Genomic DNA, 19,370 nt, shown 5'->3' with positions numbered 1-19,370 from the left:
GGCCCTACCAAGGTTGGTTCGAGGGGCCGACCGTGAACTCATTGATCGTCGTGTCGTCGGGCTGGTCGATCGCGAAGGCCACGACGTTGGCGATCCGATCCGGGGAAATGCCGAACTTGTCGTAGATGCTTTGCATCTGGTCGAGCGACGCTTTGTCGCTGAAGGTCGACAGCAGCTCGGTATTGATTGCAGCCGGGTAGATCGTCGCGGTGCGGATGTTGGAGCCCTCCATGGCGGACTCCATGCGCAGGACTTCCATGAAGTCGCGCAGGAACCATTTGGTGCCGCCATAGACGGCACCACCCGGATAGGCCTTGAGCCCCGCCACCGACGAGGTGGCAATCACGTGCCCGGACTTCTGCGCCAGGAATTCGGGCAGTACGGCGGCCACGCCATTGAGCACGCCCTTGACGTTGACATCGACCATCTGATGCCACTCGTCGGTTTTGAGCGCGGACAGCGGCGAGTTGGGCATCAGGCCGGCATTGAGAAAAATGGCGTCCACGCGGCCGAACCTGTCCTTGGCCAACTTGACGATGGCATCGTTCTCGGACTGTCGGGTGACGTCCAGTTCCTGGTACATCGCCTGGCCGCCATGCGCCTGGATCTCGTCGGTGATTCGCTGCAGGTTGGCTGCGCGCCGCGCGCCGAGTACGACCTTGGCGCCTTTGCTCGCGAGCAGTTTGGCCGTGGCCTCGCCGATGCCGGAAGAGGCGCCGGTGATGATGACGACTTTGTCTTTGATCATGATGTTCTTCCGCTTTCCTTCTATGTGCCGGCAACGCATGCCGGCGTGACCACCAGTACACAGTGAATCCGCCGTCAACGGCCAGGGCCTGGCCGTTGACGAAGGTCGAGCCCGAACGGGCCATGTGAGCGATCCTTGATCGGTTGGATCAGCCCTTGAGGTGCTTGCCGAAGAAGTCGGTGATCTTGTCGAAGGGAATCTTGTCCACGCGGTCGTACAGATCAATGTGGCTGGCGCCCGGGATGATCACCAGCTCTTTGGGCTCTGCGGCGGCCGCATAGGCGGTCTGGGCGAAATAGAGCGAATGGGCCTTCTCGCCGTGCACGAACAGGATCGGACGCGGCGAGATCTCCTTGATGTAGGTCAGGATCGGCATGTTCATGAACGACAGCGGCGTGGTGACCGTCCAGGCGTTGCCGGAGTTGACCGCGCGCGGGTGGTAGCCGCGCGGCGTCATGTAGTAGTCGTGGTAATCGACCATGAACTGTGCGTCGCCGGGCTTGACGTCCTTGTTGTAAGGCGGCTGGTAGGCCGGTTTCCCATTCGCGGCGTCCTCCCAGCGCTGCCGGCTCAGCTGCTCCAGCGTCTGCGTGCGCTGCGCAGGGGTCACGACGTCGTTGTAGCCCTTGGACATGACGCGGGTCATGTCGTACATGGTGCTGGCGACGACAGCCCTGACGCGCTTGTCGGCGGCCACGGCGTTCAATGCCATGCCGCCCCAGCCGCAGATGCCGATAACGCCGATGCGCTCGCGATCGACGTAGGGCTGTAGGCCGATGAAGTCCACCGCCGCCATGAAATCCTCGGTGTTGATGTCCGGCGAGGCGACGTTGCGCGGCTCGCCGCCGCTTTCCCCGGTGTAGGAGCCATCGAAGGCCAGTGCCACGAAGCCGCGCTCGGCCATGATCTGCGCGTACAGACCCGAGGACTGTTCCTTGACCGCGCCAAACGGACCGCCGACGACGATCGCCGCCAAGCGCTGGGTCGCGCGGTTCTTCGGCAGATACAGGTCAGCCGCGAGGGTGATGCCGTAGCGGTTCTTGAAGGTGACCTTTTGGTGATCTACCTTATCGCTCTTTGGGAAGAGCTTGTCCCATTCACGCGTCAGCCGCAGGCCGCCCGACTCGATCATGGCCGATGAAGTTTGCGCCAGCGCCGTCTGGCCACCGAGGGCCACTGACAAGCCGGCAAGGATCGAGCCTTGGACCACGCCCTTGAGGGCTGTCCTCCGTTTGAGGTTCTCGATGTTCAGGGTAGCTTCGTTCATGACGTTCTCTATTACGTGATTGATGGATCTGGCCGGCAGGTCGGTTCCTTTTGCCCTCACGAGTGAGGGTCAGCGGTACGCTTCCGGTCTGCCGCCGTCGGTGTCGGGCTGGCTGATGCCCAGGTTGAGGTTGGCGTACTGCTGGGGGTTCTTCACAAGTTCGGCCACGAAGCGGCCGATGCTCGCGCGTGAGGTTTCCGTGCCCTTGTAGGTCTCGCCCTTCCGGGTCAACTGGAACGCTTCCGTTGGCTTGTTGGTCAGCCAGACCGGGCGCAGGACGGTGTAGGCCAGCCCTGATTGCTCGGCAATCTCTGCCGTCTTAAAGTTGATCGGGCGGTACTGGCCGACCATGCTCTTGTCCCAGGCATTGAAGGCTGGAGGCAGTTCACCGTAGATGCCACCGGCACTGATGACGACGATGTGGCGCGCGCCAACTTCTCTCATGGCCTGCACGATGTTCGCGGTCTTGGCGCCCAGGTCCATGCCACCCATGGTGCTGACGACAATCTCCTGCCCACGGATCGCGCGCATCAGGTCTGCGAGGGAAGACGAATCGCCCTCCACGACATTCACCCGACCGCTCTGCATGTGCTGCAGGCGGCTTGCGCGGCGCAAGAAGAGGGTCAGCTTCACGTCCGCCTGTTCCAGCAGACGGGGGATGATTTCCTGCGACGTGCTTCCGTTGGCGCCGATCAGAATCACGTTCTTCATGGTTGAGTTGGCCTGTTTGCATTCGTTGCGTTCGCTCGCTCGCTCACCCGGATGAGAATTGAGCTTCGCGGACTTGGGTTCTTTGGATCAGGATGGCTGGCTGTGCACCCGGTAGCGCAGCCACAGGGTGCTGTTTTTTAGCGCCTTCACGTCGATCAGCGTGAACGAGCGAGGCTTGACTTGAGAAAACGGCGCCCGGGCCGTGAACAGACCCGGAGCAGCGGGCGATGCGTCGGAGACGGGACACAGCAGGAGGCTCAGTTCATCGACCAGGCCGTCCTGCACATATGACCAGTTCAGCACGCCGCCGCCGCCGATCATCACGCGCTCCATGCCGAACAGCGTCACCAGCTTATGCAGGGCCAGGGCGTTGTCCGGCTGGTCGTTGCCGGCGATGACGTAGGAGATACCCAGCCGCCTCAGCAAGTCCTTGTAGGCGTTGCCGGCCCGCTCGGTCAGTACCGAAACCACGTGCGACCGGACACCGCCATAATCGACGTGGTTCTCCTCCCACCCCAAGCGGCCGGCAGGGTCCAGCGCCACGTAGTACATGGGCGCATTCGCCTCTGCCACGAAGTCGCCTTCGGGAACCAGGGCCGCAGATTCGTTCAGGTCGGGCTTGCGGTAGCGGGTAAAGTTGTCGTCGGTCGAAACGCGGCCATTCAGGTAGCCCCGAATGTTCAGCACCTGCTGCTCGGCATGCAGTGCCAGTTGCTCGTACAGGAGCGCTGCCGAATCGAACTCGGGCAGTGCAATGTTGTGGATTCGTCCGTCCAGCGTCGTCAGCGTATGGATCACGACGTAGGGCTTGTTCAAGGTGGTTGCCAACATCGGTTCGTCCTCTATTCCTTGGAGAACTCGATTCGTGTGCCGCCGCTGCCGAGCGCCTGGGCCAGGCCGGAGGGATCGTCCACGCGGCCGAGGCGCGTGTAGGAATAGGAGGAGCTGAAGGTCAGGTAAAAGACGACCAGCGTCCTCGATCCGTACAGCATGAGGTCGCCGCTGCGGATCGTGCCGGGTCGGCTTGCATTCGTTGGCAGCGACTTCAACAACTCCCCATGCTTCTCGTTGCCGTTGAGGTCGGCCATGTTGATCGACAGTGGCAGCATCGCGGCAAGCTCGCGAGCTGCTTCGGTGTCGGCCAGGGTGATGGTGAAGTGGCGTTCGCCGACGGTCATCTGCATGCGGGGTTCCTCCGGTTGGACAGTGGCCGTGGCAGCGGCGGTATGCGTGCCCGATGCGCCGGGCTGGGCGGCGTCGCATCCAGTCAGCATGAGCAGACCGCACAAGAGGCCCAGGGTGCGCATGGCCGACAAGCCATGCCCAGGCAGGTGTTCACTGACCGTCCGACTGCGGTCTTTGTGAAGGACATCGAGGTTCATGGTCATGGGGTCTCCTGGTTGGAGGTGGCGATTCAGGCCGCTTGCCGGGCTTGCGCGCGCGGGGTCGTGAAAGCCAGGGAGGCAGCGGGCAGCAGCACGGCCGTACTCGCCACGAAGGTGCTCCGGTAGCCGGTTGCGTCGAACAGCTGACCGCCGACGCTCGCGCCCAGCGCGATGGGCAACTGGATCACAGCCACCATCCGGCGGAACTCCTGTGAAGGTACAGACGAATCGCCATCCGAGGCATGGGCCTGGGTGAGCCGCCACCGCATGCCGCCAGCCCGAACGTGTAGTCGACGAGCACGACCGGCGCTTGGCGCCGCAACCATGGCGTGCAAATCGGCAATACCTCTTTTCATGCCAGGATGTTGGCGCAGCAAAGTCAAATTGACTAGCTAATGAATACTTAAAGAGGATATAAGATTAACTAATCAGAAAGCCGTGCGAGACTTTGCACCGTGGTCAAACGTAACCTCAACGATCTCCAGTACTTCGTGACGGTAGCGCGCGAAGGCAGTTTCACGCGCGCAGCCTCGCTGCTGGGTGTCACTCAATCGGCGCTCAGCCAGGCCATCAGCGGCCTGGAGACGCGCCTGGACATCCGTCTGCTCACGCGCACCACGCGCAGCGTGTCGCCCACCGCCGCCGGCGAGCGACTGCTCAACGCCATCGGCCACCGATTCGACGAGATCCATGCCGAACTGGACGAGCTGACGGAAATGCGGGACAAGCCGGCCGGCACGGTTCGGATCACCTGCGGCGAGCACGTCCTGCGGACCACGCTGCTTCCCAAGCTGACCCCTTTGCTGCTTGAGTTCCCTGAAATCAAGGTTGAGTTCGACATCAACTACGGCTTCAGGGACATCGTGGCGGACCGCTTCGATGCCGGTGTGCGTCTTGGCGACACCATCGACAAGGACATGATCGCGGTGGCGCTCGGCCCGCAGTTGCGCATGGCCGCTGCGGCGTCGCCGGCGTATTTCGCGAAAAATCCCAAGCCCAAGAACCCTCGCAACCTGGTGAAGCACAACTGCATCAACATGCGCATGCAGACTGCGGGAGGTATTTACGTTTGGGACTTCGAGCGCCGCAGCCAGAAGTTGAACGTGCGAGTGGATGGGCAACTCATCTTCAATACCTCGCCTAGCATGGTGGACGCGGCAGTCGCAAGCCTGGGCATCGCGTTTTTGCCCGAAGAAGAGTTTGCGCCGCACCTTGAGAACGGTCGGCTGGTGCGCGTTCTGGAGGACTGGTGTGCCCCATTCCCTGGCTACTACCTGTACTACCCGAGTCGCAAGCAGCCCTCGCATGCGTTCTCGCTGGTTCTTGATGCGCTGCGGTGGACTGCGCCGTCAATCACCAAGAAGCGATAGCCGATTCCGCCCGAGACAGGTATCGCTGTCCGGCCCAAAGAGGGATGGCACAGGGGTCTGCCACGAACGGCGCCGCACCTTAGAGAGACCAGGAAATCAAAGGAAGCCAATGACCTGTGCCCCCGGGCTCGGACCACCCAAGAGGTGCCGCAGATCGTGCAGGCATTTCGTCATGCAGCCCGGTGTGCCGTCGAGGCCGGCCCGGATGGCGTCGAGATCCACGGTGCGAACGCCTACCTGATTCATCAATTCCTTGCACCCCGCGCCAACGCGCGCAGCGACGAATACGAAGGCAGCATTGCGAATTGCACTCGCTTCGCTGTCGAGGTTGAAACGCAATGCCAAAAATCATGCCCAAGGCCTCGAATTCGTCGATCCATGGCACGCTGCCATCTTTGATGGGCTGTGTGTTCGCCGTGTTTCTCGTCACGGGCGCGGCATTGCCAGCTCTGCCGCTACACATCCATGGAGACCTGGGCTTCAGCGTATTCGCTGTCGGCCTTGTCGCGGGCGCGCAGTTCGCTGCGGCGCTGCTTTGCCGACTGCGGTCCGGGACGGTATCAGATCGGCTGGGGTCCAAGTTTGCCGTGGTGGCTGGGGCTGTGATGGCGGCGCTCGCCGGCTTGCTCTACCTCGCATCGACGATGACTACTGGCGATCCCGCGTGGTCGATCGCGATCCTGCTGGCAGGCCGCGTGCTCTTGGGGGGCGCTGAGAGCTTCATCATGATCGGTGCGCAGAGCTGGTGCCTTGCTCTCGCGGGTCCGGGTCAGGTAGGCAAGATGATCGCGTGGATCGGCACAGCGATGTTCGTCGCCTTGGCCCTGGGTGCGCCTCTTGGGAGCTTTCTGTATTCGAGACTTGGTTTCGCTTCTATTGGGTGGGCGACACTTCTTGGCGCCGTGGCGACATGGCTGCTGGTCGTCTTCGTTCCGGCGACCCGGCCTGCAACGCAAAGCCGAGGGACAGCCAGACAGGTGCTCAAGGCGGTTTGGATACCTGGGCTGGCGATGGCATTTTCGAGCGTGGGCTACGGCATCACTACGGCGTTCGCCGTGCTGCTGTTCGTCCAGAATGGATGGCAGCCGGCCTGGCTGTCTTTCACCGCATTCGCGATCGCCTTGGTGGTGGCGCGAGTCTTCTTCGGTCCATTGCCTGATCGCCTCGGCGGCTCACGCACTGCGATGATCTTTATCGTGATCCACAGCGCGGGGCTTGCTCTTATCTGGCTTTCCCCCTACGCGTGGCTTGCTTTTGCTGGATCTGCCATGGCGGGATTCGGCTACGCACTGGTGTATCCGGGCCTCGGTATGGAGGCTGTCTCCCGCGCGCCGACCGAGGCGCGAGGTCTCGCAATGGGTGTCTATACGGCCTTCATCGACTTGGCGCTTGGCTTGTTCGCGCCTCTCCTGGGGCTTCTCGCCAATGTGATCGGAGTGGCGCAGATTTTTCTCATTGCCGCGCTGCTCGCGCTTTGCGCAGTGCCGATCGCTGCGTGGCTGGGGGCCCATCCGGCCCGTGGGGGCACTGCCAGCCTGACGCGTAAAAAATGAGCTGGTGTGCAAAGGCGCGAGGCATTTGCATTTGCATCAGCCGGCATGTTCGGCTAGTACGTCCAGCGGAACGTGCAACGCGCCGCGCGGGTGGCCCGCGCATTCGCAAACAGGTAGCCTGTGGTGCGTCTGCGCATGCCAAATACCTGCACCACGATGGCTACCAGCCGATCCGCGCCAGCACGCATGTCTACCGGCCCGACCGCCATCCACAGCGGGTCAATACGAATCACCGCAGCAGCTCACGCATCCAGACCGCGTAGTCTGCGCTGGCCGCGCGGTCGGCCAACTGATCTTCAGGGCCGTGGCGCTGCGCCGCAGCTCGATGTCGGCCGGTGTTGAGGAAAGCGGGGTCTGTGCCAGCGACACGGGCACGAATTGCAGTGCACGGTAAGCGCGGCCCCAGCACCTTATTGACCGGCCGGGTCCGGCAAAGTCAGACGTCGAGCACGTGGCGCAGCAGTGCGAAGCCGACGCGCCACTTGGTGCCGTCACCCGGGTCGATGGAGGCCGTGCGGTCGTTGATGCGCACGATGGTGCCGATGACGGTTTGCAGGTACTTGTCCTCGAACGCCACCTTCTCGCCGCAACGGAAGTCGTTGCGCGTTGGCTTGGGTGCAGCCGGTGGCGGTGCGAGCTCTTGTTCCCGCATTTGCGCCTGCGCTCTTGCGGTGGCATTGGGCGCCGGCGGCTCGATGGCCGCATAGGGCAGCTTCCACTCGCGCCGCTCGGTCAGGTCCTGCAGCGTGACCTGCGTGTCCCGCATGGCCAGCACCTTGCCCTCTCGCAGGCTGCCGTCGCGCCAGTCCACAAAGCGCACCGTCTGGCCCAGGTGCATGTTCACGCGCACGGCGATGATGCGCCGCGGGTCGGCCAGCATGCGCTCGATCAACGTGTTCAGCTGGTGTGAACGCTGGTCAGGAGCCGCGTCTATTCGCTGGTGAAGCGTCGGATTTGATCTTGAGCTGATCGACCTGTGACAGCAGCGCCTCCTCGCAGGCTTCGTCTGCCAGGTTGAACCAGTGCTGCACGAAGTACATCCTCAGCATGCGCTCCAGCCCGACCGGCGGGCGGCCGTTGCCAGCCTTGGGATAGTGAGGCTCGATCACCTCGCACAACGCAATTCAGGGCACGATTTCTTCCATGGTCGCCAGGAAGGTGTCGCGCCTCGTCGGCTTGCGGTATTGCTCGAATCCTTGGCCTTGATCGGCCGCCATCGCGAGGGTCTGCTGCTTCATCTTCACCTGCCCGTCTGTGCTGACTTGGTACATGCAAACCCCGCGGCAGATTCGACCTTATTCAGCGTTGCCTTAATCGGCGACGCGCTCGACGCGCACGGTGCCGGACGGCAGGACCTGGAGGGCCTTCACGTCACCCAGCAGCCGGCCCAGGCGCACCAGCCCGCTGGCGTGGGGCGCCCCCCGGTAGAAGAACGCCAGGTTGCCCCAGGGCGCGTAATAGGCCAGGTCTCCAGGCGCAGGGGTGAAGCCGGGCTTACCGGCCGCCGCCGCCAGCTTGCCCGGCAGGTAGGCGACCTTCTCTGTGGCCTGGTAGTCCTCCAGCTGCAGCGTCCAATGGCAGCAGCGACAAGAGTTCGGTGGCCACGTCGCTGGCCTCCAGGAGGACGTCGAGGTGGATCTCGCTGCGGTGGATGCGGATCTTCATGGTGGATTCATGGGGTCCTGCGGCCCGGGCCGATGCGACCAGGGCCAGGGGGACCCACCCCAGCGCCGCGACCGCCATGCCGCGCCGGGTGAGGCCTTGGCTGCGAGCGGGATCGCGGTGCGGGACGGGGTGGAAGGGCGTGGTGGGACGAACCGGACAGGCATGGCCGGCTCGCTCAGCGCATCTGCAGCACGATCACGTCGCTGCGGGCCGGGTTGGTCTCTTCGCGCAAGGTCTTCACGTCTTCCTGTTTCACGGCCCCGCCCTGGTTGCCCCACGCGCCGCGCACGTAGGACAGCACGTCGGCAATCTCTTGGTCCGAGAGCTGGTCGCGGAAAGCCGGCATGCGGTACGCGTCCGGCACGCCGGCGGCCACGACGCGAGCCGAACCATTCAACGTCACGTTGATGGCGGACGCTCTGGCCAGCGGCACCACGGAGGAGGTGGCACCGGCCAGCGGCGGGATCCATGGTGCCTGGCCAGCGCCGCTGGCACCATGGCAGGCCGCACATTTCGCGGCGAAGGTCTTCACAGCGCTGGCATTCGCCGCGGAGTCGGAAGATGCCGGGCGCTCGCTGAGGGCCGTGGCAGTGGTGCCGGCATCGCCCGGCAGGGACTTCAGGTAGTACGCGATGGCCCGCAGGTCGTCGTCGGTCATGAACTGGGTGGAGTTATTGAAGGCATCGGCCATGGAGCCGAACACCACGGCATGCGCGTTGCGGCCGACCTTTAGGAACTGCACCACCTCGTCCTCACGCCAGCGACCGAGCCCGGTGGCACCGTCGCCGCGCAAGCTGGGCGCATACCAGCCGTCCAGCAACGCGCCCGAAAGGAACAGCGGGCTGCTCTCGCTCAGCGCCTGCTCGTTCATCGCCAGGCCGCGCGGCGTGTGGCAGCTGCCGCAATGGCCCGGACCTTGCACGATGTAGGCGCCGCGGTTCCAGAGATCGGCGTTCACACCGGCCTTGGCCGGTGCCTTGGGCTGGTAGCTGCCGGATTCGGTGAAGACTGTGTTCCATAGCGCCAACGGCCAGCGCATGTTCAGCGGCCATGGGATCTCGCTGGCCTGGTTCGGCTGCGGGACGGGGCTCACGCCGTGCATGAAGAAGGCGTAGAGGGCCCGCAAGTCATCATCGCCCAGCTTGGCATACGACGGATAGGGCATGGCCGGATACAACCGGTGCCCATCGGCCGCCACGCCCAGGCGCACCGCGCGGTCGAAGTCGGCCAGCGAATAGCGACCGATGCCGGTAGCCTGGTCCGGCGTGATGTTGGTTGCGAAGATGGCTCCCATGGGTGTGGCCATCTTCAGTCCGCCGGCAAAGGGCTTGCTCTGCGGCGTGCTGTGGCAGGCCACGCAATCGCTCAGGCGGGCCAGGTATTCGCCGCGGCGGATCAGCTCTGCCGAAGGAGCCGCAGTGCGTGGATCCCCTGCGGCCTCGGCGTCGAAAGGCGAAGGCGGCGTGCGACGGGCCAACCAAGCCATGCCGGCGGCCAGCACCAGTGCGACCAGCAGCAGCCGGACCAGCATCTTCTTGAAACGGAGCTTGCTCATCGATCGTACGGCTCAGGCCTCGAAGGTGTGGCGCGACAGCGGCATGCTGCGGACAGGTTTGCCCGTCAGCCGGGCGACGGCATTCGCCACAGCCGGCGGCACGGCGGGCAACGGCGGCTCGCCGATTCCGCCCATCTTTTCGCCGCTCTCGACAACCCGGACGTGCACCCGCGGCATGAGGTCGGGCGGCAGGATGGGATAGAGGTCGTAGTTCCTCGCCCGGGGCATACCGTGCTCGTAGACGCTCTCCTCCAACAGCACCTGCGACACCCCCAGCGCCACGGCACCCTTGACCTGGGCTTCAACGATGGCCGGGTTGACGATGCTGCCGGGGTCGATGGCTTCCCAGATGTCGTGCACCCGCACCCGTCCCTGCTTGATCGAGACTTCCGCAATGGCCGCAGCATGGCTGCCGAAGGGCGAGGCCATGGCCACGCCACGGGCCCGGCGCGTACCGTCCGCCGCGGTGAAGGGGCCGCGCTTCCAGCCGCCGGACAGCTCGGCGGCCGCCTTCAGCAGGCGGGTCAACCGTGCGTTGTCCTTCAGCAGGAGCAGCCGCAGCTCGTACGGGTCATGCCCGCCCTTGTCTGCCAGCTCATCGAGGAAGGCTTCGTAGAAGAAGTCGTTCATCGAATTGCCGACCGAGCGCCAGTAGCCTAGCATCATGGGCGTCTGCACGTAGAGCCGCGCCACGCGCCGGTTCGCGATGGCGTAGGCCTTGCCTGCCAGGCCTTCCACGGCGGTTGGGTCCGGTTTCTCGGCGCGCTTGCCACTGAGACCTTCGGTCGGACCTTCGGTGGCACTGATGGCCTCCAGTGCGACCGGCAGGCCGTCCTGATCGAGCCCGGCGCGAAAGCGCACAACGGCCATGGGCCGCACGGTGTCGCGCAGGAACTCCTCCTCGCGGCTCCAAATCAGCTTGATCGGACGCCCGGTAGCCTTCGCCAGCTGGATGGCCTGCGGATACGGGCTGGCTGCCTCGTAGAGGAAATGGCGGCCGAAGAAGCCGCCCAGCACCGGCGAATGCAGCGTGATCTTGTCGGCAGGCAGTCCGGTTTTCTTGGCCATGTCGGCGCGGAACATGTCCGGGGCCTGGTTGGGCAGCCAAACCTCCAGTGTGCCATCGGGGTTGAAACGCGCCAGCGCCGAGGGTGGTTCCAGCTGCGCGTGCTTGACGTACTGGCTGGCATAGGTGGCAGTCACCACGGTCTTCGCGCCCTTGAAGCCGGAGGCGATGTCGCCGGCCACCTCGGCCTCGTCGCCCGCACCGGTCGCGGCCGCGAGCCGCTGCTGGAAGGCCGCGGTCGAGAAATCGGCCGGCATCACGCGCTGGGTGGCCTCGGGCCCGGCTTCGCGCCAGTCCACCTGCAGGGCCTCGGCTGCCCGCTTGGCGTGCCACCAGCGTTCAGCGACGACCGCCATCGCGCCCGGCAGGCGGTGCACCGAGTGCACGCCCTTCATGGCCTCGACCTGCGCCTGGTTGCGCACACTACCCACCGTCATGCCCAGCCGGGGCGCGTGCTGAACGGCGGCATGCAGCATGCCGTCCAGTTTCATGTCGATGGTGTAGAGCACCTTGCCGGTGGACTTCTCGTGCGCGTCCAGCCGCTTGACGGGCTGGCCGATCCAGCGGAATTGCGAACGCTCCTTGAGCTTCACGCTGGCGGGGTCGGGCACCGGCAGGTCCATGGCCTGCGTGGCGAGCTGCCCGTAGGCGAGCGAGCGGCCGGAAGCCGCGTGCACCACCCGGCCCGGCTCGGTGCTGAGCTGTGCGACCGGCACGCGCAGGCGCTGCGACGCTGCTTGCAGCAGCATGGCCCGCGCGAGCGCGCCCAGGCGCCGCATGGTCGGATAGCCAAGGCGCACCGACATGCTGCCGCCGGTGATGCGCATGCCGTTGTCCAGCACAGCGAACTCCTGTCCGGGTGGTGCATTTTCCACGATGAAGCTAGCGGGATCGGCGTCCAGTTCCTCGCCGACGATCTGCGCCATGGCGGTGAAGGTGCCCTGCCCACCTTCGATGAACGGGCTTTGCAGGCGAACCGAGTTGTCCGGCCGGATCTCCAGGAACGCCGGCACTTTCGTGCCGCGCATCGCGGGTGTCGCCGCAGCCTGGGCACGTGCACTGCCCATTGGCAAACCGAAGCCCAGCACGAACGCACCACTCGCCGTACCCGCCGAGCGGAGCAGGAAACCCCGACGCGAGACATTGGTCGGCTCACCGGTCGGGAAGGCATCTTCCGCCGCGGCGTTTGGAAAAAATGGCGTGCTCATGACTGCACCTCGTCCGCAGCGCCGCCGGTCCCGGCCGTACGCGCCACCGAATGGCCTGATAGCAACTCTCCCGCCACTGCGGCGCCCGCCCGCCCTGCCAGGTCATGCACCGCATCGCGAATGGCGTTGTAGGTGCCACATCGGCAGAGGTTGACCATGGCGGTGTCGATTTCCGCGTCCGTGGGACGCGGGTTTTGCTTCAACAGAGACGTGGTGGCCATGACCTGGCCGGACTGGCAGTAGCCACACTGGGGCACCTGATGCACCACCCAGGCCTGCACCACCCGCTGGCCCACCGCATCCTGCTCGATGGCCTCGATGGTGGTGATCTGCCGGCCGACGACGGCCGAGGCCGGCATCACGCAGGAGCGCGTCACCACGCCGTCGATCAGCACCGAACATGCGCCGCATTGCGCCAGCCCACAGCCGTACTTCGTGCCGGTCAGACCGAGGTCGTCCCGGATCACCCACAGCAAAGGCGTGTCCGCCTCTGCATCGACCTCATGCGTCTTACCGTTGATCTGGAGTTGCATGCTGCTTCATCTGTTGGTTTGGGGCAGCCCCGCGCACTGGGCGGGGCGGAGTCGGCCTGACTGAACGGAGCGGCCTTCAGGCCTGCTCGGACAAGGTGGCCATGTCCACCACAAAGCGGTACTTCACATCGCTCTTGAGCATGCGTTCGTAGGCGGTGTTGATGTCCTGGATGGCGATGGTCTCGATGTCGGAGACGATGCCGTGCTGGGCGCAGAAGTCCAGCATCTCCTGGGTCTCGCGGATGCCGCCGATCAGGGAACCTGCCAAGCGACGGCGCTTGAAGATCAGGCCGAACACGTCGGGGCCGGGGTGGGGGTGCTCGGGCGCGCCGACCAGGGTCATGGTGCAGTCGCGCTTGAGCAGGGTGATGAAAGGGTTCAGGTCGTGCTGGGCGGCCACGGTGTTGACGATGAAGTCAAACGAACTGGCATGCGCCGCCATGGCCGCGGCGTCCTTGGAGATCACCACTTCGGCGGCGCCCATGCGCTTGGCATCCTCGACCTTACCAGCCGAGGTGGTGAATAGCACCACATGGGCGCCCATGGCAGCTGCAATCTTCACCGCCATGTGGCCCAGGCCCCCCAGGCCCACAACCCCCACCTTCTGGCCTTTCTCGACGCCCCAGGTGCGCAGCGGCGAATAGGTGGTGATGCCGGCGCACAGCAGCGGCGCCACGCTGGCCAGCTGCTTCTCGTCATGGGCGATGCGAAGCACGTAGCGCTCGTCCACCACGATGCGACTGGAGTAGCCGCCGAAGGTGTTCTCGCCACCGAAGACCGGGCCGTTGTAGGTGCCGGTGAAGCCGTTGTCACACAGTTGCTCCAGGCCTTCGCCACAAGGTTCGCAGTGGCGGCAGCTGTCGATGATGCAGCCCACACCGACCAAGTCACCGAGCTTGAATTTGGTGACGTCGGTGCCGGCCGCGCTGACGCGGCCGACGATCTCGTGGCCCGGCACCGAGGGGTACATCGTGTTCTTCCACTCGTTGCGCGCGGTGTGCAGGTCGGAGTGGCAGACGCCACAGTAGAGAATGTCGATTTGCACGTCGCGTGCCTCAGGCGTACGCCGCTCCAGCCGGAAAGGCGAGAGCGGTTCAGAGGCGGATGGGGCTGCGTAGGCGAGTGCGGTGGTCATCAAGTCTTCCAGGGCTGGATTCGGGCGATGTTGTCTGACTGTCAGCTACCCCTTTTGCGTCGCCTGCCATCCGGGGCACCGACACAGGCAGGGAGCGGGGACGATGGATGTCCCAACATGTCCCAATGCTAGGCATAAGGTAGCTCGCAGGCGCATGCCAAACGGCATGCGCCTATGAGTTGTGATTCATGAATGCGCATGCCACCATTCGGGCAGGCCAATGACAAGCCAGAACCTCGCCTACCATGCTGGATCACATTAATGACATCACCAACTTCCTCGCCGTGGCGAGCGAACGCAGCTTCACCCGCGCCGCCGCGAAGCGGGGGGTGTCGCAGTCCGCGCTCAGCCACTCCGTGCGGGCTCTGGAAGCCCGGCTGGGGGTGCGATTGCTGACGCGCACCACGCGCAGCGTCGGCATGACCGAGGCCGGCGAGCGGCTCATGCGCTCCATCGCGCCACGGCTGGCGGAGATCGAAGCCGCACTGGCCTCCGTGAGCGAGCTTGGCGAGAAGGTGGCGGGCACCATCCGCATCACCGCCATCGACCATGTGGTCGATTCCGTGGTGTGGCCGAGGCTCGAAGGGCTGTTGCACCGCTACCCGGACCTCAATATCGAGATCGACAGCGAGTACCGCATGATCGACATCGTGGCCGAGCGCTACGACATCGGCATCCGCTGGGGAGACCAGGTCGAGAAGGACATGATCGCCGTGCGCATGACGGCCGACCAGCCGATGGCCATCGTCGGCTCGCCCGGCTACCTGGCCGAGCGTGGCCTGCCGCGCACGCCGCAGGACCTGCTGCGCCACAACTGCATCACGCTGCGGCTGGCCAGCAGCGGGGGCCTCTATGCCTGGGAGCTGGCGCACGAAGGCCGCCCCACCGAAGCGAAGGTGACGGGGCAGACCATCTTCACCAGTGTGTTCCCGATGCTGAAGGCGGCCTTGTCGGGGCATGGGCTGGCCTTCCTGACGGCCGACATGGTGCAGCCCCACCTCCAGGCCGGCCGTTTGAAGCAGGTGATGGCCGAGTGGTGCCCGTCTTTTCCCGGCCTGCATGCGTACTACACCAGCCGCCGCCACCCGACACGCGCGCTGGCCGCGGTGATCGAGGGCCTGCGGGAGCCGGAATCTGCCTGAGGGCGCGAGGCTCAAGGGGGCAGCGGATCGGCGGCCGCGGCGGGCGGGCCGACCTGGTACTGCGCGTCCGCCTCCCGCTCCATCCAGATCACGGCCTTGCCGTCCAGCGCCTACTCGTTCCTGAACTTCCACCGGCCATGCCTGTTCTCGACCGGTAAACCCGACCCGAAAAAGCCGGGGCGCATCAAGCGGGTCTACAGGCCCCAGGACGCGATGACGCCGCTGGACAAGCTGGCCAGCTTGCCCGAGGCGACCCAGGGCCTGCGTGAGGGCATGACGCTGGCACACCTGCGCGAGTAGGCCACGGCGTTGAGCGACTTGCAGGCCGCCGAGGAACTCAACGAGGCACGCCAGGCGCTATTCCGGCGAGTGCCCGCTCTGACGGGTTGATGCGCACACGTCGCGGGCGGGGGAGCCTCCGGCGGCCTGGCGGTGGCCTTGGATTGAGAAATCAATCAAAGCCCAGAACCGCCCCAATACACTGCCCGCTCCTACAACGGATCGACGCTCCAAGGTCGGCGGCACGATCCGCATCACAGCGATTGACCATGTGCTGAATTCCGTCATGTGGCCACGCCTGGATCCACTGCTTCAAAGGTATCCCGAACTCAAGATCGAGATCAGCGCTGACTACCGCATGGTCGACATCGACGCAGATCGCTATGACATTGGCGTTCGCTGGGGTAACCAGGTCGAGAGGGACATGATCGCCGTCCGCATGACCGCTGAACAACCCATGGTCATCGTCGCTTCTCCGGGATACCTCGCAGTGCGCGGCGTGCCGTGCACGTCGCAGGATCTGCTGCGACACAACTGCATCACACTGCGCCCGACAAGCGGCGGCGGCATCTGCGGCTGGGCGCTCGAGCACAAGGGCCGCAAGACCGAGGCGAAAGTCACCGGCCAGACGGTTTTCACGAGCGTCTATCCGATGCTCCAGGCCGCCCTGTCCGGCCACGCCCTCGTCTTCGTCACGGCCGACCTGGCGCGGCGCCACGTCGAGGCCGGGCGTCTCGTCTCCGTCATGCAGGAGTGGTGCCCGTTGTTCCCTGGGCTGCATGCCTGCTATTCGAGGCGGCGAAACCCGACGCGTGCACTGACGGTGGTCATTGAGGCATTGCGCGAGCCGCTGACATCGCTCTGAGGCCGCGGCTTTTCGACTGCCGTGAGCTGCCGTGGAGTTTCACGGCCGGGGCTCGGCAGGTACTGCTCGCCGGTCACTGTACTGTCCTGCCATCCGGTGGGACGTTGGCGTCACACATTGCATTGGTCGACACCGGCTATCGGCTGCAGGGGTCAGTCGTCGCCCAACTGAAGCCTGCTCGGCTGGCGGCGCTCGATCGACCACTTGAGCAATGCGGCAGCACGGAAAATGCCGTGCGCGAACTTGCCGTAGGGCATGGTGGCAAACAGCGCCATCACCGATCCCAGATGAATACACAGCGCCAGCGGCAGGGCGCCCGTGCCTTTGGCAAGCATCAGCGCCAAGCCGCTCGCGCCGGTGACGAACAGCAGCGCGATGAAGCCACGGTCCATCGGCTTCTGCGCCGCGTCCTGTTGCAGCGGATGGCGCCGCAGGTTCAGGTAGAACAGCCCCGCGGTGCCCGCCACCAGAGCAAGCCCACCGGTGATGCCAAGCAGCTTGGGCAGGCTGGTGTAGCCGTAGGGGGCCGGCATGTTCAGCGCATAGTGGTAGAGCGTGGCCACGCTGGTGGCGGCGAAGCAGAGCATGAAGCCGTAGAAGGTCAGGTGATGGAAGCGCCGCCGTAGGAGGGTGAAGCGGTCGTCCTCGTTGTTGCAGCCGTCGCCATGGCCGCCGTCCAGGTACTTGAGCGTCAGCGCATTGCGGACCGACTCCGTGATCGCAGGCGCCGATGTCGGCCCGGGCGACTCCTCGTGCCAGAACTTCCGAACGCCCATGCCGAGGGCCAGCACCGCGAACAGGAAGATCGGTGCGAACAGGCCGACGAGCGTGTTGTGCGGGAAGATGCCGTAGAAGTTGCTGTCCACGGCGCCCCACAGGCTGCCGGTCGAGGCCACGGTGAGCATCAGGAACAAGGCCAGCCCCGCGGTCATCGCCAGCGACAGCGTCAGGCCGTTGCGCCGATAGAGCCCTCCCAGGGCGGGTGGCCAGGCGTACTGGGAGTACGTGTCCAGCCGGACCTTCGTCATGGCCTGCGGAACGTTGACGCCGAACTCGTGTGGCGGCGCGTATTGGCAGGCATGCAGGCAGGCACCGCAGTTGTGGCACAGGTTGGCCAGGAAGTTGACGTCGTTCTTGCCGAATTCCAGCCGCCGCGTCATCGCCGGGAACACGCCGCAGAAGCCCTCGCAATAGCGGCAGGCATTGCAGATCTGCAGGACGCGCGCGACCTCGGTCTCGTTGTCGGTGAGGACCTGCAGCGGAATGACGCGGTGGCCGTTGGCGAGCTCGGAGGCCTCGCGCACCAAGGTTTCAAGCTGCTGCACGGACGTTCTCCTGAAGGGCTGACTGCGCAGCGCGGGTGCCGGCGATGCGGCCGAAGGCCGTGCCGATGCTCATGCCGACGCCGGCGGTGTAGCCCTTGCCCAGGACATTGCCGGCCATCATCTCGCCGGCGACGAAGAGGTTGGGACTGGCGCGGCCGCCGAAACGCACCGCGGCGGTTTCGTCGACCTTCAAGCCGAGGTAGGTGAAGGTCACGCCGGGGCGCAAGGCATAGGCGTGGTAGGGCGGGGTGTCGATGCGCCGGGCCCAGTGGGTTTTGGGGGGCGCGAGGCCCACGGTGTGGCAGTCGTCCAGCGCGGTGTGGTCGAAGGTCCCGGGCTGGCAGGCCGCGTTGTAGGCGTCGAGCGTCTGCATGAAGGCGGCCACGTCGAGCCCGAGCGCCTGTGCAAGTTCGGGCAGGGTCTGGGCCCGGGTGCCGGGGAACACCGGCGGCATGAATCGACCCTGTGCCTTGGCATCGATGATCGAGAACGCGACCTGGCCCGGCTGCTGCGCGACCAGCCGGCCCCAGATGGCATAGCGCTTGGGCCAGAAGTCCTCGCCCTCGTCGTAGAAGCGTTCGGCGTCGCGGTTCACCACCAACCCGAGCGAGACGCAGTCGATGCGGGTGCAGATGCCGCCGTCGTAGAGCGGCGCACGGGCGTCGATGGCGACCATGTGCGCTTGCGTCGCGTCACCGATGGTGTCGGCACCGGCATCGATCATGAAGCGCAGCAGGGTGCCGGTGTTGAAGCGGGTGCCGCGGATCAGGAAGTTGTCGGCCGGGTGTTCGCCGCGCTCGTTCATGCCCCAGGCTTCGCGAAGCCATTCGCGGTTGGATTCGAAGCCGCCGGCGGCGAGCACGCAGCTGCGCGCGCTGAAGCGCCGGGTGCCCGAGTACGCTGCCGAGAATCTGCCGTCACGCAGCTCGAGGCGATCGACCGGCGTGTCGTAGCGCACTTCCACGCCCAGCCGTTCCGCGCTGCGGTAGTAGGCGTTGACAAGCGCCTTGCCGCCGCCCATGAAAAAGGCGTTGGTGCGCGCCGTGTGCAGCGCACCGGACAAGGACGGCTGGAAGCGCACGCCGTGCTGCCGCATCCAGGGCCGGCAGGTGGACGAGGCCCGAATCACCAGGCGAGCCAGTGCCTCGTCGGTGGCGCCGCCGGTCACCTTGAGCAGGTCCTGCCAGTACTCCTCCTCCGGGTAGGCGTCGGCCAGCACGTCCTGCGGTGCGTCGTGCATGCAGCGCAGGTTGCGGGTGTGCTGCGAATTGCCGCCGCGCCATTCGCGCGGAGAGGCCTCGAGCAGCAGCACCGAGGCGCCGGCCTCGCGCGCCATCAGCGCTGCGCACAGAGCCGCATTGCCGCCCCCGATCACCAACACGTCGAACATGGCTTCAGTCATGAGCGGCAGTCTAGGAAGGGCGCCGAGGCACGGCTAGAGGGAGCGGTGGCAATGGGTCTTCACGAAGCGTGAAGGGTGGCGCCGGGCCAGAGGCCCGCCGAGATTGTCGCCGCCGCCACGTCGCGCAGGACGATGCGGGTGGCCAGCGCCGCGGGCGACAG

Annotated in this window: 21 protein-coding genes and 2 pseudogenes; 6 read left to right on the top strand and 17 right to left on the bottom strand. The window is 65.3% G+C overall.

What is annotated here, in order from left to right:
- Positions 1–4 precede the first annotated feature (4 nt).
- The 6 genes from FKP22_RS01285 to FKP22_RS01260 form a co-directional block, all read right to left on the bottom strand.
- Positions 5–748 (bottom strand): SDR family oxidoreductase, encoded by a 744-nt coding sequence (locus tag FKP22_RS01285; RefSeq protein WP_141284410.1) that lies wholly within the window; start codon positions 746–748, stop codon positions 5–7.
- Between the two features lie 148 nt (positions 749–896).
- Entirely contained in the window at positions 897–2,015 is a 1,119-nt protein-coding gene (locus tag FKP22_RS01280) for an alpha/beta hydrolase (protein WP_141284408.1), read from the bottom strand.
- Positions 2,016–2,084: 69 nt separating this feature from the next.
- The gene (locus FKP22_RS01275; RefSeq protein ID WP_141284406.1) at positions 2,085–2,726 is read right to left on the bottom strand and encodes an NAD(P)H-binding protein; all 642 of its coding nucleotides are present in this window, start codon (positions 2,724–2,726) and stop codon (positions 2,085–2,087) included.
- A gap of 87 nt (positions 2,727–2,813) precedes the next feature.
- Positions 2,814–3,542, bottom strand: coding sequence for a dihydrofolate reductase family protein (locus tag FKP22_RS01270; RefSeq protein WP_211361265.1), 729 nt, complete (start codon positions 3,540–3,542; stop codon positions 2,814–2,816).
- 26 nt (positions 3,543–3,568) lie between these two features.
- Complete coding sequence (locus FKP22_RS33635) at positions 3,569–4,114, bottom strand: cyclophilin-like fold protein (protein ID WP_231011390.1); 546 nt, start codon at positions 4,112–4,114, stop codon at positions 3,569–3,571.
- A gap of 26 nt (positions 4,115–4,140) precedes the next feature.
- On the bottom strand, positions 4,141–4,308 hold the full coding sequence (locus tag FKP22_RS01260; protein WP_310733297.1) for a hypothetical protein: 168 nt from the start codon (positions 4,306–4,308) through the stop codon (positions 4,141–4,143).
- A gap of 258 nt (positions 4,309–4,566) precedes the next feature.
- Here FKP22_RS01260 and FKP22_RS01255 point away from each other — a divergent pair, with 258 nt between their 5' ends.
- The 3 genes and pseudogenes from FKP22_RS01255 to FKP22_RS01245 all read left to right on the top strand — a co-directional run bounded on the left by FKP22_RS01255 (position 4,567) and on the right by FKP22_RS01245 (position 7,034).
- The gene (locus FKP22_RS01255) at positions 4,567–5,481 is read left to right on the top strand and encodes a LysR family transcriptional regulator (protein WP_141284402.1); all 915 of its coding nucleotides are present in this window, start codon (positions 4,567–4,569) and stop codon (positions 5,479–5,481) included.
- Between the two features lie 120 nt (positions 5,482–5,601).
- Positions 5,602–5,817, top strand: a pseudogene (locus FKP22_RS33630) (oxidoreductase); the annotation flags it as partial.
- 14 nt (positions 5,818–5,831) lie between these two features.
- Positions 5,832–7,034 carry an arabinose transporter gene (locus FKP22_RS01245; protein ID WP_141284433.1) on the top strand — a complete coding sequence of 401 codons (1,203 nt, stop codon included), beginning with the start codon at positions 5,832–5,834 and terminating at the stop codon, positions 7,032–7,034.
- Between the two features lie 53 nt (positions 7,035–7,087).
- On the opposite strand, the gene FKP22_RS34460 is transcribed toward FKP22_RS01245, so the two are convergent.
- From FKP22_RS34460 to FKP22_RS01205, 9 genes and pseudogenes are all read right to left on the bottom strand, one after another.
- On the bottom strand, positions 7,088–7,243 hold the full coding sequence (locus FKP22_RS34460) for an IS66 family insertion sequence element accessory protein TnpB (RefSeq protein WP_370538409.1): 156 nt from the start codon (positions 7,241–7,243) through the stop codon (positions 7,088–7,090).
- Between the two features lie 227 nt (positions 7,244–7,470).
- Entirely contained in the window at positions 7,471–7,926 is a 456-nt protein-coding gene (locus tag FKP22_RS01235) for a hypothetical protein (protein WP_231011393.1), read from the bottom strand.
- A gap of 91 nt (positions 7,927–8,017) precedes the next feature.
- Positions 8,018–8,272, bottom strand: a pseudogene (locus FKP22_RS01230) (transposase); the annotation flags it as partial.
- A 72-nt stretch (positions 8,273–8,344) separates the two neighbouring features.
- Positions 8,345–8,548, bottom strand: coding sequence for a cyclophilin-like fold protein (locus FKP22_RS34455; RefSeq protein ID WP_370538408.1), 204 nt, complete (start codon positions 8,546–8,548; stop codon positions 8,345–8,347).
- On the bottom strand, positions 8,529–8,699 hold the full coding sequence (locus FKP22_RS33350; RefSeq protein ID WP_211361264.1) for a hypothetical protein: 171 nt from the start codon (positions 8,697–8,699) through the stop codon (positions 8,529–8,531). The genes FKP22_RS34455 and FKP22_RS33350 overlap by 20 nt, the downstream gene beginning before the upstream one ends.
- 175 nt (positions 8,700–8,874) lie before the next feature.
- Positions 8,875–10,254: a c-type cytochrome gene (locus FKP22_RS01220; protein WP_141284395.1), complete on the bottom strand. Its 1,380-nt coding sequence runs from the start codon at positions 10,252–10,254 to the stop codon at positions 8,875–8,877.
- A gap of 12 nt (positions 10,255–10,266) precedes the next feature.
- Complete coding sequence (locus FKP22_RS01215) at positions 10,267–12,528, bottom strand: xanthine dehydrogenase family protein molybdopterin-binding subunit (protein ID WP_141284393.1); 2,262 nt, start codon at positions 12,526–12,528, stop codon at positions 10,267–10,269.
- A complete protein-coding gene (locus tag FKP22_RS01210) occupies positions 12,525–13,061 on the bottom strand; it encodes a (2Fe-2S)-binding protein (protein ID WP_141284391.1) in 537 nt (178 codons plus the stop codon). The genes FKP22_RS01215 and FKP22_RS01210 overlap by 4 nt, the downstream gene beginning before the upstream one ends.
- A gap of 76 nt (positions 13,062–13,137) precedes the next feature.
- Positions 13,138–14,196 (bottom strand): NAD(P)-dependent alcohol dehydrogenase, encoded by a 1,059-nt coding sequence (locus FKP22_RS01205; protein WP_141284389.1) that lies wholly within the window; start codon positions 14,194–14,196, stop codon positions 13,138–13,140.
- A 245-nt stretch (positions 14,197–14,441) separates the two neighbouring features.
- Between FKP22_RS01205 and FKP22_RS01200 the strand changes: the two genes are divergently transcribed.
- The 3 genes from FKP22_RS01200 (at position 14,442) to FKP22_RS01190 (ending at position 16,482) form a co-directional block, all read left to right on the top strand.
- Positions 14,442–15,338 carry a LysR family transcriptional regulator gene (locus tag FKP22_RS01200; protein ID WP_141284387.1) on the top strand — a complete coding sequence of 299 codons (897 nt, stop codon included), beginning with the start codon at positions 14,442–14,444 and terminating at the stop codon, positions 15,336–15,338.
- A gap of 96 nt (positions 15,339–15,434) precedes the next feature.
- Positions 15,435–15,638 (top strand): hypothetical protein, encoded by a 204-nt coding sequence (locus tag FKP22_RS01195; protein ID WP_141284385.1) that lies wholly within the window; start codon positions 15,435–15,437, stop codon positions 15,636–15,638.
- 142 nt (positions 15,639–15,780) lie between these two features.
- Entirely contained in the window at positions 15,781–16,482 is a 702-nt protein-coding gene (locus FKP22_RS01190) for a LysR substrate-binding domain-containing protein (protein WP_141284383.1), read from the top strand.
- 152 nt (positions 16,483–16,634) lie between these two features.
- On the opposite strand, the gene tcuB is transcribed toward FKP22_RS01190, so the two are convergent.
- Together tcuB and tcuA are read right to left on the bottom strand one after the other, a co-directional pair.
- On the bottom strand, positions 16,635–17,807 hold the full coding sequence (gene tcuB / locus FKP22_RS01185; protein ID WP_141284381.1) for a tricarballylate utilization 4Fe-4S protein TcuB: 1,173 nt from the start codon (positions 17,805–17,807) through the stop codon (positions 16,635–16,637).
- Entirely contained in the window at positions 17,794–19,197 is a 1,404-nt protein-coding gene (tcuA, locus tag FKP22_RS01180; RefSeq protein ID WP_141284431.1) for an FAD-dependent tricarballylate dehydrogenase TcuA, read from the bottom strand. The genes tcuB and tcuA overlap by 14 nt, the downstream gene beginning before the upstream one ends.
- Between the last annotated feature and the right edge of the window lie 173 nt (positions 19,198–19,370).

It is taken from the genome of Ideonella azotifigens, from assembly GCF_006519715.1.
Classification (GTDB): Bacteria; Pseudomonadota; Gammaproteobacteria; order Burkholderiales; family Burkholderiaceae_C; genus Ideonella; species Ideonella azotifigens.
The sequence above is the reverse complement of the archived record's forward strand: the minus strand, read 5'-3'. Positions and strand labels throughout refer to the sequence as shown.